This window comes from Staphylococcus sp. 11262D007BW, assembly GCF_053547815.1.
Map to the genome: position 1 here is coordinate 177532 of NZ_JBPWPJ010000001.1, position 14318 is coordinate 191849.

A 14318-nucleotide genomic window follows, 5' to 3' on the forward strand; every position below is an offset into this window, starting at 1 on the left:
TTATCTTCAATCTCTTTTTTAGCATCTAAATGCTATAAATTATCCGAAAATAAAATTGATTCTGACTCAAACATTCTATAAACTTTAAATAAATAAAAGCATTGCTTTAAAACAAGGGGGAAGAATGATGGACCAACAAAAAACGTCACGTGTACTCACGTTTTCAAATCGTAAGAAAAAAGATCCGTCGTATACATTGAGTCAGGGGATAGGCCTTATACTTGGCCCATTAATCTGTTTAGCCATCATATTATTCATTAGGCCAGAGGATTTATCATTTAAAGGGGTATATGTCCTTGGTATTACAGTTTGGATTGCGATGTGGTGGATTACTGAGGCCATTCCTATTCCAGCAACGAGTTTATTGCCGCTCGTTTTATTACCATTAGGTCATGTCATGGATAGTGCCACAGTATCTGCACAATACGGAAATGATGTGATTTATCTCTTTTTAGGTGGTTTTATTTTAGCGGTAGCTATGGAAAGATGGGATTTACATACGCGTATTGCACTCACTATTATTAATTATATCGGAACAAGTACCGGTCGCATATTGCTCGGTTTTATGGTTGCTACAGCTGGTTTATCGATGTTTGTCTCTAATACAGCTGCGGTAATGATTATGATTCCAATTAGTATTGCAATTATAAAAGAAGCAAATCAATTAAAAGATGAACATTCGAATGAAGCGGCTTTGCAAAAGTTTGAACGTTCTCTTGTCCTCGGGATAGGCTACGCTGGAACAATAGGTGGTTTAGGTACATTAATCGGCACACCGCCTTTAATCATTTTAAAAGGACAATATGCCTCGACATTTGGTGAAGAAATTAGCTTTGCCAAATGGATGGTGATTGGGATTCCAACGGTTATCGTACTTATTTTTATTGCATGGTTGTATTTTAAAACGATTGCGTTTCGTCATGATATGAAAACACTCCCAGGTGGTCAAAATGTCATTAAAGAGAAGTTAGAAGCACTTGGTAAAATTAAATTTGAAGAGAAAGTGGTTTTCGCTGTTTTCGTATTTGCTAGTTTTTTATGGATTTCTAGAGAGTTTTTATTATCGAAATGGCAATATACTGAATTAGTAGCAGATGGAACCATTGCGATGTTTGTCGCGATTTTATTATTTTTAATCCCAGCTAAACATCAATACAAACGTATTTTAGATTGGTCAGTTGCAAAAGATTTACCATGGGGTGTTTTAATTTTATTTGGTGGTGGTCTTGCTTTAGCAAAAGGGATTCAAGAAAGTGGGCTTGCAGCATGGCTTGGTCAACAACTCACGTTATTAAATGGAGTGGCGCCGTTAATTATTGTGATTGTGATTACAGTTTTTATTTTATTTTTAACGGAAATTACATCTAATACAGCGACTGCCACGATGATATTACCGATTTTAGCTACTTTATCGACAGCGATTAACGTGCATCCGCTCTTATTAATGGCTCCGGCCGCAATGGCAGCTAACTGTGCGTATATGTTACCAGTCGGTACACCACCTAATGCCATTGTGTTTGGTACAGGAAAAATCCAAATTAAAGAGATGGCATTAAAAGGAGCAGTGATGAACTTCATCAGTGTCGTTGTGATTATCATCGTTGTTTACTTTATTTTACCGCCAGTACTAGGCATTGATATTACACAAAGTTTAACGCCACAATCTAAATAAACGAGGTCACCACTTAAGTTTTCAATTTTACAACTTGAAATATTAACAAAAAGGCGTAAAATGAATAGAGTTATAATCTTAAGAGAGGTGGGAAGTTAAGTGAAAAACAAGTTTATGGTCTGCGATGATTGTCAGGCAGTTAATTTAAAAAGTGTCACACAGAAATTAAAAAAATTAGATCCGGATGCTGAGATTGAAATTGGTTGTCAATCTTATTGTGGACCAGGACGACGTAAAACGTTTGCGTTCGTAAATAATCGTCCGCTTGCTGCACAGACTGAGGATGAATTAATGGAAAAGGTGACAAAACAACTACAAAAGCCACGTGATCCTGAAGAAGAAGAGCGCTTGAGAAAACGTAATGAAGAACGTAAACGTCGTAAAGAAGAGCAAGATCGCAAACTTAAAGAAAAGCTTTCCAAACGTAAAAAATCAATTTAGTTTAATATATAGTGGTATCAAAGAATGGACATGAACCTGTTTTTCAATAAAATAGTACTGTGTTCTTTAATGCAAACCGTAACATGATTCAGACACGTTGAGTGGTCTAATGGTGTTGCGGTTTTTAGTGTTTTAAAATGTGAAGTAATATGTAAAGAATACACGTGTATATAAATAGAATGTATGATATTAAGCGGAAATGGGAAAGATAATAAATAGAGAATAGTAGCGTGTGACACATACATGGGGTCTGCCCCATAGATATGATATAAATTGTGATATAATGAAAGTTATTAATTATTTAACATTCTCAGATAAAGGTCCTGTATCATTGAATGCACGTCTTTTGAAGAGAACATAATCATGGCGTAGAGATGCCATTAATCACAAAGATAGAATTTAACCTGCCTATTTTAAGCAGATAAGGAGCGAAGCGTTATGTATGAAGTAAGAAGAGCCACACCTGAAGATGTAATAGGAATTCGAAATGTTGCGACAAAAGCTTGGTACAATACGTATTTAAATATTTATGCCGCAACGACTGTGAATGAATTACTTGCAGCATCATATAATGAGGCGCATTTATATAAACGATTAGAAGAACAACTCTTTTTAGTTGCTGTTGAAGACGGAGAGATTGTAGGATTTGCTAATTTTATTGAAGGTAAAGATGTCTTTTTATCAGCACACTATGTACGTCCTTATTCACAAAATAAGGGATACGGACGTTTATTACTCGAAAAAGGTCTCACTTATTTGACGGGAGATTACGATTATTTGTATCTTGAAGTTGATCAAAATAATAAGAAGGCCATCGCTTTTTATGAGCGTGAAGGATTCGAGAAAGTACGGACTTATGAGCATCAAATGTATGGAGAAACAATGAACCTTGCATTAATGAAGAAACCATTAAACTAATACTTAGTAAGGAGGGCGCGACGCATGTGGTCAGACGTAGCTTATGTTGATAGTAAACTATCAGAAGAAAAAGTATTCAAAGATCCTATCCATCGTTATATCCATGTTCAGGATAGATTAATATGGGATTTAATAAAAACAAAAGAGTTTCAACGTTTACGTCGAATTAAACAATTAGGGACGTTAAATTTAGCGTTTCATACTGCGGAACACAGTCGTTTTGGCCATTCATTGGGTGTATATGAAATAGTACGTCGTATGATTGACGAAGCATTTAAAGGTCATGATGAGTGGAACCCTGACGACCGCCCGCTTGCTATGTGTGCAGCACTACTTCACGATTTAGGACATGGTCCTTTTTCGCATTGCTTTGAAAAAATATTTGATACCGATCACGAAGCGTATACACAAGCCATTATTATGGGAGATACCGAAGTTAATGAAGTATTACGTCGAGTGAGTGAAGATTTTCCAAAACAAGTAGCAGAAGTGATCAATAAAACACATCATAATAAGTTAGTCATTTCTATGATTTCTTCACAAATTGATGCAGATCGTATGGATTATTTACAAAGGGATGCCTACTTTACAGGTGTGTCTTACGGTATGTTTGATATGGAGCGTATTTTGAGATTAATGCGCCCTTCTAAAGATGAGGTACTCATTAAAGAAAGTGGTATGCATGCGGTAGAGAACTTTATTATGAGTCGTTATCAAATGTATTGGCAAATATACTTTCATCCTGTCAGTCGTGGGGGAGAAGTCTTATTAAATAATTGTTTTAAACGAGCAAAGCATTTATATGAAACAGGTTATCAATTTAAACGTTCACCAAGAGATTTCGTGCCTTTCTTTGAAAAAAGAGCCACTGTAGAAGAATATGTCCAATTAGACGAAACAGATGTTATTTTTTATATTAAAGAATGGATGAAAGAAGACGATGCTATTTTAAGTGATTTATCGTGTCGTTTTATTAATAGAGATTTATTCAAACATTTACCATTTGATGGTTCGATTATTACCATTACTGAATTAGAAGAATTGTTTAGAAAAGCAGGTATCGATCCTGAATATTACTTTGTCAGTGATGCGTTCTCTGATTTACCGTATGATTATGACCGACCTGGTTCAAATCGACAGCCTATTCATTTGTTATTAAGACAAGGTGGTATTAGAGAGATTAGTAGTCAGTCACTCATCATCTCAAGCATCACAGGCATTAAGCGTGAAGACTATAAATTATATTATCCGAAAGAATTGATTTTAGAAATTAAAGATCCTGAAGTTAAAGGCTCTATTATTAACTTATTAAATGAGTTGAACTAAAAGAGCGGCCGATTTTAAAATATTAATATAAGAGAAACACTCATTGAGATGATAGGAGGTTTAATTATGGCTGAAAAGAAAGGATTTAATTTTAATATTATAAAAAACGATCCATTAGATGGGCATAAAGGGACGAATATTGGTTCGATTAGTTTAGATAATATTGCGCCAGTATTTGTTGACGTGGATGCGCAAGAAGCATTTATCGACATTGGCGCTATGCATGCGCGTTCACAAGTCGAACGTGGTGTGAAATGGATTAAAGATAAAGAAACGGTTGATGTAGAAGGTAGAAAACCATATTGGCTATGTTGGGTGACTACAGAACGCGGCGAAAACGGACCTTATTATGCTGGTTTAACAGCTGCTTATCTCTTAGTTAATAAAAGTATTAAGAGAGGTTACAAAAGCATGCCAGAACACGTTAATATGATGGATAAATCATTAAAGCATAAAGTAATAATTGATCATATTGGAAAAGAAAACCGTCAAGTATTAGCGGACTTTTTAAAAAATCATAATGAAGAAATGTGGAATAATTCAAGTGAGTCATTGCGTAATGATTTAACAAAAGATTAAATGATTGTGTATTCCGTAAAGAAAACTAGGATTGTAGGTACTTAAAAAGAAGTATGCATACAGTCCTAGTCTTATATTATCGTGTCTTTTTATCGAATAGTGTGCTAAGAGGTTAAGAGGTTGGGACAAAATCCTGCTTTTGGGACACCGTTAATCGATTCCCAGAGCATTAATGCTTTATGTCTCAGCCCGACCTCAATAACATTATGACAAATTTAATAGTAGATATTTCTACCAAATACAAATATGCTATAATGAAATGTACTATTTTAAAGAGTAGGGTGAAGCACTTTTGGAAAAACGTGTGGATATTACAACACATCAAATCGTAAAACAAAATGATCAAAAAGACCGATTTCGTTTTCAAACTACTGGCCTATGGAAAAGAAAACAATCTGAATATATTCGTTACCAAGAAATTTTTGAAGATCAGAAGGTCAATGTAACGATTAAGTTTGTCGAAGATGGTGTCAAAATTATACGAAAAGGCGATATTGATATGAACTTGTATTTTGTTGAAGGACAAGATACAACTACTTTTTATCATATATCAGAAGGCAAGCTTATTTTTACTGTACATACATTAAGTATTCTTCACTTTATTACCGATACAGGTGGCAAATTAAAAATCCACTATGAATTATATCAAGGTGATGAAAAAATGGGTGTGTATCAATACGAAATTAACTATAAAGCACAATAAAAGGAGTTATGTGATGAATATTGTAGAACAAGTAAAACAAACATTAATTGAGGAAATTACGAATAGTATTCAACAAGCACAACTTGCTGAAAAAATACCAAATATTAAAGTGGAAATACCAAAAGATAGTCAAAACGGGGACTACTCTACAAATATCGCAATGGTTTTACCAAAAATTGCTAAACGTAATCCTCGAGACATTGCTCAAGCTATTGTAGATCATTTCGATAAAGAAAAAGCGCATGTGAAAACAATCGAAATCGCTGGACCAGGCTTTATTAATTTTTATTTGGATCCAAGTTATTTAAATAAAGTAATTGATGATGCATTACAACAAAAAGATCAATTTGGTCGAGTAGATGAACGTAAAAATATTAAAGTTTTAGTAGAATATGTTTCAGCGAACCCAACAGGAGATTTACATATAGGCCATGCGCGTAATGCTGCTGTAGGTGATACATTATGTAATATCCTTGATGCTGCAGGTTATGATGTGACAAGAGAGTATTATATTAATGATGCCGGTAACCAAATTACAAATTTAGCACGTTCGATTGAAGCACGCTTTTTACAAAACTTAGGTCAAGATGCTGCTATGCCTGAAGACGGTTATCATGGTCAAGATATTAAAGATATTGGTGCAGACCTTGCTCAAAAACGCCCAGAGTTAAAAGAGATGTCAGATGAGGAACGTTTAAAAACGTTTAGACAGCTCGGTGTGGACTACGAAATGCAAAAATTACGTACAGACCTTGCGGAGTTCAATACGCATTTTGATTCTTGGTTTAGTGAAACATCACTATATGAAAACAATGAAATTGATGCTGTGCTTAAACAGATGACTGAACTTGGTTATACGTATGATAAAGATGGGGCGACGTGGTTACGTACAACGGACTTTAAAGATGACAAAGACCGTGTATTAATCAAAAAAGATGGTACGTATACGTACTTTTTACCGGATATTGCTTATCATTACGACAAAATTCAACGAGGTAATGATCAGTTAATCAATTTATTTGGTGCGGATCACCATGGTTATATTAATCGTATTAAAGCATCTCTTGAAACATTTGGTGTGGACAGTGACCGTTTAGAGATTCAAATTATGCAAATGGTTCGTCTAATGCAAAATGGTGAAGAAATTAAAATGAGTAAACGTACAGGTAATGCGATTACGTTACGTGAAATTATGGATGAAGTCGGTGTAGATGCTGCACGTTATTTCTTAACAATGCGCAGTGCTGATACACACTTTGATTTTGATATGGAACTTGCTAAATCACAATCTCAAGATAACCCAGTTTACTACGCTCAATATGCACATGCACGTATTTGTTCGATTTTAAAACAAGCACAAGAACAAGGTTATCAAGTTGAGCCAGGTGCACACTATGAATTGATTACAAATGAAAAAGCCATTGAATTATTGAAGAAAGTAGCTGAATTTGAATCAGTGATTGAAAGTGCAGCGAAATCAAGAGCACCTCATAGAATTACAAACTATATTCAAGATTTAGCAGCGCATTTCCATAAATTCTATAATGCTGAAAAGGTACTTACAGAGGATAAAGAAAAAACAATGGCGCACTTAGCATTAATTGAAGCGGTAAGAATTACATTGCATAATGCGTTACATTTAGTCGGTGTAACAGCGCCAGAATCAATGTAATCGTATGAAGATGACCTCGAACGATGCACCTTCGTTGCGTCGTTCGATTGTCTTTCAAATAAATAGTGAATAGATGGGAAGAAATGTCATGAAATTAAGGCAATTAATGGTATTAGTATGTGCTACAATGCTTTTGTTAGCTGGATGTAACTACAAAGGAGATAAACCTGGTGGAAATACATCATCATCTGAAAGAGCCCCAGAACGTATTATTTCGTTGATGCCTAGTAATACAGAAATTTTATACGAATTAGGGGTTGGAGACCGAGTTGTCGGCGTTTCTACAGTTGATGATTATCCGAAAGAGGTTCAAAACAAAAAACAATTTGACGCCATGAACTTAGACAAAGAGGAATTGATTAAAACACAACCTGACTTAATATTGGCGCATGAAACTCAAAAGGCAACTCAAGGTAAAGTATTAGATAGTCTGGAAAAAAGTGGCGTTAATGTAGAATATGTTCACGATGCGCAATCTATTGATGAAATGTATGATACGTTCCATTTTATTGGTAAGTTAGTGGACAAAAAAGAGGAAGCTGATGATTTAGTTAAGGAAACACAAAATAATATTAAAGAAATTAAGAAAACCATTCCTGAGACAAAAACATCACCAAATGTGTATGTCGAAGTCGCTTCTAATCCAGAACTTTATACAGTTGGTGGAGGCACATTTATTGATGATATGTTAAAACAAATCAATGCGAAAAATGTGTTTCACGATGTAGAAGGTTGGCCAAAAGTGAGTAAAGAACAAGTCATTAAAAAAGATCCTGATGTCATGCTTTCGATAGCAGGGACAAAGACTGAGGATTATCAAAAAGAAGTCTCACAAAGAGACGGATTTGATAAGGTTACAGCTGTAAAAGATGATCATGTTAAAGCGCTGAATGACGATATGTTATCTCGACCAGGTCCCCGTTTAGATGAAGGACTACAACGTCTAAGAGATGCTATTTATGAAAAAGAATAATCAAAAAGGCTTCATAATTCTTATAATATGGAGCCTTCTTTTAATATTAAGTGTAAGCTATAGCGTATTAAGCGGGATAGATTGGGGTAATGAGTTAACATATGTCTTAATATTTAATGTGAGATTGCCACGTGTCTTACTCGCTTTGGTAGCAGGTATGGGCTTAACACTTGCAGGTCAAATGTTTCAAATCATCTTAAATAATACATTAGCGGACAGTTTTACGCTTGGCTTAGCGAGTGGCGCAACATTAGGCGCAGCGCTTGCGACATTTTTAGGCTTATCCTTTTTTTGGATCGTCCCTTTATCGATGATAGGTGGATTTTTATCCCTCATTCTAGTCATGACGATAGCCTATTTTATTGGCTATAGAGGGTTTTCTCAATCATTAATCTTATCTGGTATTATGATTGGTGCTTTAATGAATGCGCTTGTCTTTTTACTGATACAATTTAATCCTAAACGTTTACAAAATATCATGTACTATATGTATGGTGGTTTTTCCGCTGCAGAATATAAAGAAGTGATATACATTACGATTGCACTAATTATTGTAGTGTTATGTTTATTATTACAAGTTTCGCAAATTAAATTGTTGCAATTAGATGTTGATTCAGGCCTTTCATTAGGTGGGAATATCCAAAAGGTCTCTATGATTGTTTTACTGTTAGCTACTGTATTATCGACAGTTATTATTGGATTTACTGGTATCATTGGCTTTATTGGTATCGTCATTCCACAATTTATTCAACGCACTACCAAACGTACTTTATCCTATAAAATGATATTAAATTTACTAATAGGTGGCACAGTGATGGTACTAGCTGATGTAATCGGTGCTCGGCTATTTGATCCTATTCAGTTACCAGCAAGTATTGTTTTGGCTATTATTGGTATCCCTATGATGTTTTATTTAATGATTGTTGAACGTTCTCATAAGTTAGATTAATATGGAGATAAATAAAATAATCGATAATATAATGAGGTTATAAAAATGGACTTAACGCATGTTAAAGCAGTTATTTTTGATTTAGAGGGCACGTTGTTAGATCGTCAAAAGTCTCGTGAAAAGTTCATAGAGGAACAGTATGAAAGGTTTCATGATTATTTAGTTCGAGTTCAAGCAAATGATTTTCGCACAAAATTTATTGATTTAGATGATGATGAAGATCATGATAAACCAGATGTTTACAAAGAAATTATAAAGCAATTTAATATTGATCGCTTAAGTTGGAAAGATTTGTTTAATGATTTTGAAATGCATTTTTATCGTTACGTTTTTCCTTTTTATGATACCAACTTCACCTTGAAAACACTCAATAAAGCTGGCTATAAAATTGGTATTATCGCAAATGGGAAAACTAAAATTAAACAATATCGTATTTATGCGTTAGGTATTGAAGATTATGTTAATCATATTTCTACATCAGAAACTGTGGGATATCGTAAACCACATCCTAAAATTTACGAAGATATCGTCAGTAAACTTGACGTTAAACCTGAAGAAATCATTTATGTTGGTGATGATGCACTTAATGATGTGGCTCCTGCCAGAGCAATGGGAATGATTAGCGTATGGTATTGTCATGAAGATAAAAAAGAAGAAACGCTAAGACCGTTTGATTCAGAGATGGATTTTGAAATCCACACGCTAGAAGAGCTACTTGATATTTTAAATTTACCTAAGGAGGCTGAAAACTAATGCAATTATTTAGAACGACAGATGGTGTAGCATTAAATTATCGATCAATGGGGAAAGGGCACCCTATTGTGATGATTCATTCTATTAATATGAATCATACCGTTTTTGAAAAGATTGCTAAACGTTTAGCACGTTACTTTCAAGTAATTCTAATAGATATGAGAGGGCACGGTTATTCAGACAAGCCTTTAAAAATTGAATTTCAACAATATGCTCAAGATATCAATGAAATATTAGAGTTTTTATATATCGATTCAGCCACTGTAGTGGGTAATGAACTTGGCGCGTCTATTGCCTTAGACTTAACTGCAAGATTCCCAGACAAAGTGTCAGAACTTATTTTGATCAATCCAACTGTTGAAGATGATATGTTACCTCATGAACGTTTATTCAGAAAATATGCGGAAACTATTCGTACATTAGATGAAAGTGATCAAGAAAAGTTTTTAGAAAAACATCTTTATTATTCCAAACACAAAGTAAGAAAGTTCTTAAAAAGTGTGAATGATTCAGCAGGTTTATTAACAGATTATGAGCTTCGCGCTGTTGATGAATCCTTTATTCATACAAATATTAAAGCAGTCTTACCTAGTATAAAGGTTAGAACATTAGTAATTAGTGGTCAGGCCAATAAACGCGTTCCGCCTAAAGAAGCTGAAGAAGTAGTGGACCGTTTACCAAATGCAGAGTTTCAATTGTTTAAAAAATCTGGGGTTTATCCATTCGTAGAAGAACCTGAGCGCTTTTTAAAGTCAGTCAAAGCATTTATGCGTAAGACGACAAAAAACATGGATTTGTAACACCTTTGTAATCTAGTTGTTAATTTACTGAAATTTTGGGTATAATGATAGTGAAACTTCTAACATTACAAAAGGAGTGACACGATATGATGAAAAAAGTGATTAATACGTTATTACTCTCAAGTGTGATGGTTTTTGGATTAGGTGTAGGTTTAGCGCATGCAGCTGAAGGGACATCTATTGATGCTGTTAAGGAATTACAAGAAGGATCTAAGAGTATTGAAAATGTAGCAATAGGTGACACGATTGATAAGGTAGAACAACAGTACGGTGAAGGCATTCGAACTGAATCAGCTTCAAGTGATGAGCAATACTATGAGTATCACTTACCACAAGGGCTGTTGATCATAACAACCAATCATAATGGAGAGACACCTAAAGTGAGTCATATTACGATGAGCTACAATGACATAGATGGTGCATCATATGACCAAGTTAAAAATGTAGTCGATAAGGATGCGATTACGCGCGCTCACTTTAATGACGTAACAGGTAATCAAGGTTATATTCAAGATGATCAAGTAAGTTATCAATTTACTACAGATACACCTAAAGATAAAACATTAAAATTATATCGTATTGACTTAGGTGCTTAACGCTGTTTATAGAATGTAAAATAAATAAGTTGGATAAGGGCTGAGAATTGAAAGAGAATCTTAGTCCTTATTTTAGTGTTACTATTAAAATATATTGAAGATTTAAAAGGTTGAAGTAGGTAGCATTCAAATTAGGTTTTTATTATAATATGATTAAAAGTTGCAGAGGAAGGAAAATATGAGAACCAATGATCGCGTACTTTTAGAAAATGTAGAAGATTACCTTTCCTACAAAGGAATTTCTTCTAATTTGATAGATGATGTTAAAGAAAGCTTGCGGAAAGACATTCAAAAATCAGAAAAAGAAAATATGGATTACATTGAGTACCGTCAAAAATCACCCGCCGAAATCATATTAACGATTCAGAAAAATATATTCACATTACAATTCAATCCAATAGTATTCTTTATTATTAACTTCATATTGATTTCATATTTATATGATAAACAATTAGTTGCATTCGGTGCGGCGACTGGCTTATCGATTATTTATATGGTTGTGATTTTACCCATCTCTATTTTAATTTATTCAAGAATTATGAAGAAAAATTACTTGTATCGTAATAAGATGGAAAGCTACGCAGGTTTGGTCTTAGCGATTGTGGCTGTCGTATTAATATTACTTAATGCGTTTGATGTTAATTTAGGTATTTATATCGTGAGCTTATATACTCATATCGTCGTTGCTATCATTGGTATAGCGATTGTCTTTTATGGTTTATATGTAAAGCGATTAGAATATACAGGTACTGGATTATTGTTTGTGCAAAAAACGATTGATGCCGTTATTCTTGATAATCAAATTGCACAACTTGTCTCTATCGCTATCTGGATTATGATTTTAATCCTTATTATTTTCTACACAATCGAATTGTCGTCACGCAAACGTTTATAAGAAGATAAAATAAATGCTATACAATGGCTATGAGCACATTGTATAGCATTTTTTGTGGGATTTTTTACATTTTGAAAGGGAACAAAAAATCGATTAAGTTAAATATTTTAACTTAATCGATTTTCAGAATAGGTGTCGGTAGCCTAATTCTGTTAAATATTATTGAGGTCTAATATCAGTTGATTTAATGGTTTCATTGACACGTGAAAGTAGTTCGTCAATTTTTTCACGTTGTTCGTCGTTGATTAAAATTAGAACAGTACGCTCATCTTGTTCATTACGACGTTTATCAAAGTAGCCCTCTTGAGATAAATTTTTCACAGCCTTAACAACTTGTGGCTGCTTGTAATTAAGACTGTTAATAATGTCTTTTAAATAATATTCCTCTTCGATTTTATGGCTTAAGTAAGTTAATACAGCGAATTCTTCAAAGCTGATTTTAAATTCCTTTTTAATCACACTTTTTAACCTGTCTGCATAAGTCACCATAGATAATAATTCAAAACAATCTTTCACACGAGTAACTGCCATTTTTAAAAAAACCTCCCACAATCTTTTCCCTTAGTTAATTATTGATATACTAATTATAAATAACGTACATTCGTCATTCATCGGTCAATAGTAAAAAATTATTCTTCCCAATTTCTAATGTAATAATACTATAAAAACGATGAGTAAAAATATATGTTAACACAATATAGTATACATTGTTTCAATTAATTATAACTGAATAGCAATATTTTGTAAAACTGGATGCTTTATAGGAAATTGAATAATTCTATCTACCAATTGAATTTTAAAACTCACGATATTTAAAATTAGTGTTTTATATATTAAATATACCTAAAGAGTAATTTATATAACTTAAAAAATCAATTAAAAAGGAAAAAGCTGAAAGGTGTAATAAGGTCTAAGACACTTTATGACCTGTTGATTTAGGATTTCGAACAATTATTTCTCCATCAAAAATACCTTTTTTAATCAATAATTGCCCATCTATTTGTTCATATTGGATACGACGTTCTACAAATTTATTTTGCTTGTATACAAGTACTGTATTTTCATTTAATAAAACATCATTTGGTAATATGATTTTTGGTGTTTCAATTAGAAGATCAAAATGCGTGCCGATTGGAAATGTTTTATTCACTTTCACAGTCATCGTATAATTTGAGAGTTTACTTTTATCTTGAGAAGGGTTAGGTTGAGGGGCAATAGAGATAATCGAGCCCTCCAATGGTTGCCGATTGGTTTGTTGAATGAGCTGAATTTTTTGCTTAGGCTTAAAGTGGTGATAGAGGTTTTCGGGAACATTAAAAACGATATGTTGTGTTTTAGAAATCACATCTAATATTGTGGCGCCATGGTGGTCAGCTACGTTAGGGTATAAAAAGATACGTCCTGCGATGGGACTTTTAATGTCAGTATATAATTGCGGCTTAAGATCTGCGAGTTGGTAAGTTAATTGAAACGATTGTTCAGGGCTTAAACGTTGTTGCGAGAGTTGATTTAAACTATCAATGCGAGCAGCGACTGTTTGATTATAATAACGAATGAGAGGGGTATCTTTTGTGATGGTATCCGAATTGTTGACGAGTATTTTATCAAGTTGACCGTAACGCGAATCTAAAAATAGTGTATAGCGTTCGGTAGGGGCGATGGTTCCTTGTAGACGGGAAGGGTTAGTCAGTTGAGCGTGAATAGAGTTAAAATGAGGACGCTTTTGCGGATGATACACTATAAAATATAGCGTCATAATTGTAGAAAGAATGAGTACTGTGGATAGTATAATGATAAAAAATTTCTTGTTCATTAAGTCACTCCTTTAAGTATCCGTATAGGTATTATACTGAAATTAATAAGAGATGCAAAATTGAAATTTATTATAAAGTAAGTAAGATTGAACGTAATTATTTAAATATTAAAAATAAATATCGGATAATATTGTTTTATCGCGTTTCAAGACTGAAAAAATTCAAATTGAATAATTGAGATATAATCCAATACCCTGTATAATAAGTATAGTAGAGTGATTATGCAG

The 14318-nt window shown here is 33.6% G+C and carries 15 protein-coding genes; 13 read left to right on the forward strand and 2 right to left on the reverse strand.

The features are described 5' to 3' along the window. Positions 1 to 127 precede the first annotated feature (127 nt). From ACEE93_RS00910 to ACEE93_RS00970, 13 genes are all read left to right on the forward strand, one after another. On the forward strand, positions 128 to 1672 hold the full coding sequence (locus tag ACEE93_RS00910) for an SLC13 family permease (protein ID WP_449155379.1): 1545 nt from the start codon (positions 128 to 130) through the stop codon (positions 1670 to 1672). Positions 1673 to 1771: 99 nt separating this feature from the next. Continuing rightward, positions 1772 to 2113 carry a DUF1450 domain-containing protein gene (locus ACEE93_RS00915; RefSeq protein WP_449155380.1) on the forward strand — a complete coding sequence of 114 codons (342 nt, stop codon included), beginning with the start codon at positions 1772 to 1774 and terminating at the stop codon, positions 2111 to 2113. A 438-nt stretch (positions 2114 to 2551) separates the two neighbouring features. Next, complete coding sequence (locus tag ACEE93_RS00920; RefSeq protein ID WP_449155381.1) at positions 2552 to 3031, forward strand: N-acetyltransferase family protein; 480 nt, start codon at positions 2552 to 2554, stop codon at positions 3029 to 3031. A gap of 24 nt (positions 3032 to 3055) precedes the next feature. Then, entirely contained in the window at positions 3056 to 4357 is a 1302-nt protein-coding gene (locus ACEE93_RS00925) for an HD domain-containing protein (RefSeq protein WP_449155382.1), read from the forward strand. A 66-nt stretch (positions 4358 to 4423) separates the two neighbouring features. After that, entirely contained in the window at positions 4424 to 4936 is a 513-nt protein-coding gene (locus tag ACEE93_RS00930; RefSeq protein WP_449155383.1) for a YwhD family protein, read from the forward strand. Positions 4937 to 5228: 292 nt separating this feature from the next. After that, positions 5229 to 5639, forward strand: a complete 411-nt coding sequence (locus ACEE93_RS00935; RefSeq protein WP_449155384.1) for a DUF1934 domain-containing protein — start codon at positions 5229 to 5231, stop codon at positions 5637 to 5639. 13 nt (positions 5640 to 5652) lie between these two features. Then, the gene (gene argS / locus ACEE93_RS00940) at positions 5653 to 7311 is read left to right on the forward strand and encodes an arginine--tRNA ligase (RefSeq protein ID WP_449155385.1); all 1659 of its coding nucleotides are present in this window, start codon (positions 5653 to 5655) and stop codon (positions 7309 to 7311) included. A gap of 88 nt (positions 7312 to 7399) precedes the next feature. Beyond that, entirely contained in the window at positions 7400 to 8284 is an 885-nt protein-coding gene (locus ACEE93_RS00945; protein ID WP_449155386.1) for an ABC transporter substrate-binding protein, read from the forward strand. Continuing rightward, a complete protein-coding gene (locus ACEE93_RS00950) occupies positions 8271 to 9233 on the forward strand; it encodes a FecCD family ABC transporter permease (RefSeq protein ID WP_449155387.1) in 963 nt (320 codons plus the stop codon). The genes ACEE93_RS00945 and ACEE93_RS00950 overlap by 14 nt, the downstream gene beginning before the upstream one ends. 45 nt (positions 9234 to 9278) lie before the next feature. Then, entirely contained in the window at positions 9279 to 9986 is a 708-nt protein-coding gene (locus ACEE93_RS00955) for an HAD family hydrolase (RefSeq protein ID WP_449155388.1), read from the forward strand. Next, positions 9986 to 10786 (forward strand): alpha/beta fold hydrolase, encoded by an 801-nt coding sequence (locus ACEE93_RS00960; protein WP_449155389.1) that lies wholly within the window; start codon positions 9986 to 9988, stop codon positions 10784 to 10786. The genes ACEE93_RS00955 and ACEE93_RS00960 overlap by 1 nt, the downstream gene beginning before the upstream one ends. Before the next feature lie 86 nt (positions 10787 to 10872). Then, positions 10873 to 11382, forward strand: coding sequence for an SA0570 family protein (locus ACEE93_RS00965; RefSeq protein WP_449155390.1), 510 nt, complete (start codon positions 10873 to 10875; stop codon positions 11380 to 11382). Between the two features lie 178 nt (positions 11383 to 11560). Further along, a complete protein-coding gene (locus tag ACEE93_RS00970) occupies positions 11561 to 12277 on the forward strand; it encodes a hypothetical protein (protein WP_449155391.1) in 717 nt (238 codons plus the stop codon). Between the two features lie 159 nt (positions 12278 to 12436). Here ACEE93_RS00970 and sarA read toward each other — a convergent pair whose 3' ends face one another. Both sarA and ACEE93_RS00980 read right to left on the reverse strand, forming a co-directional pair. Next, the gene (gene sarA, locus ACEE93_RS00975) at positions 12437 to 12808 is read right to left on the reverse strand and encodes a global transcriptional regulator SarA (RefSeq protein WP_449155392.1); all 372 of its coding nucleotides are present in this window, start codon (positions 12806 to 12808) and stop codon (positions 12437 to 12439) included. Positions 12809 to 13187: 379 nt separating this feature from the next. Further along, entirely contained in the window at positions 13188 to 14090 is a 903-nt protein-coding gene (locus ACEE93_RS00980) for a hypothetical protein (protein WP_449155393.1), read from the reverse strand. Between the last annotated feature and the right edge of the window lie 228 nt (positions 14091 to 14318).

Bases quoted from the DNA above. Each gene is read 5' to 3' on its own strand.
- ACEE93_RS00910 (WP_449155379.1), top strand. From the start codon at position 128: ATGGACCAACAAAAAACGTCACGTGTACTCACGTTTTCAAATCGTAAG.
- ACEE93_RS00920 (WP_449155381.1), top strand. From the start codon at position 2,552: ATGTATGAAGTAAGAAGAGCCACACCTGAAGATGTAATAGGAATTCGA.
- ACEE93_RS00925 (WP_449155382.1), top strand. From the start codon at position 3,056: ATGTGGTCAGACGTAGCTTATGTTGATAGTAAACTATCAGAAGAAAAA.
- ACEE93_RS00930 (WP_449155383.1), top strand. From the start codon at position 4,424: ATGGCTGAAAAGAAAGGATTTAATTTTAATATTATAAAAAACGATCCA.
- argS (WP_449155385.1), top strand. From the start codon at position 5,653: ATGAATATTGTAGAACAAGTAAAACAAACATTAATTGAGGAAATTACG.
- ACEE93_RS00945 (WP_449155386.1), top strand. From the start codon at position 7,400: ATGAAATTAAGGCAATTAATGGTATTAGTATGTGCTACAATGCTTTTG.
- ACEE93_RS00950 (WP_449155387.1), top strand. From the start codon at position 8,271: ATGAAAAAGAATAATCAAAAAGGCTTCATAATTCTTATAATATGGAGC.
- ACEE93_RS00955 (WP_449155388.1), top strand. From the start codon at position 9,279: ATGGACTTAACGCATGTTAAAGCAGTTATTTTTGATTTAGAGGGCACG.
- ACEE93_RS00960 (WP_449155389.1), top strand. From the start codon at position 9,986: ATGCAATTATTTAGAACGACAGATGGTGTAGCATTAAATTATCGATCA.
- ACEE93_RS00965 (WP_449155390.1), top strand. From the start codon at position 10,873: ATGATGAAAAAAGTGATTAATACGTTATTACTCTCAAGTGTGATGGTT.
- ACEE93_RS00970 (WP_449155391.1), top strand. From the start codon at position 11,561: ATGAGAACCAATGATCGCGTACTTTTAGAAAATGTAGAAGATTACCTT.
- sarA (WP_449155392.1), bottom strand. From the start codon at position 12,808: ATGGCAGTTACTCGTGTGAAAGATTGTTTTGAATTATTATCTATGGTG.
- ACEE93_RS00980 (WP_449155393.1), bottom strand. From the start codon at position 14,090: ATGAACAAGAAATTTTTTATCATTATACTATCCACAGTACTCATTCTT.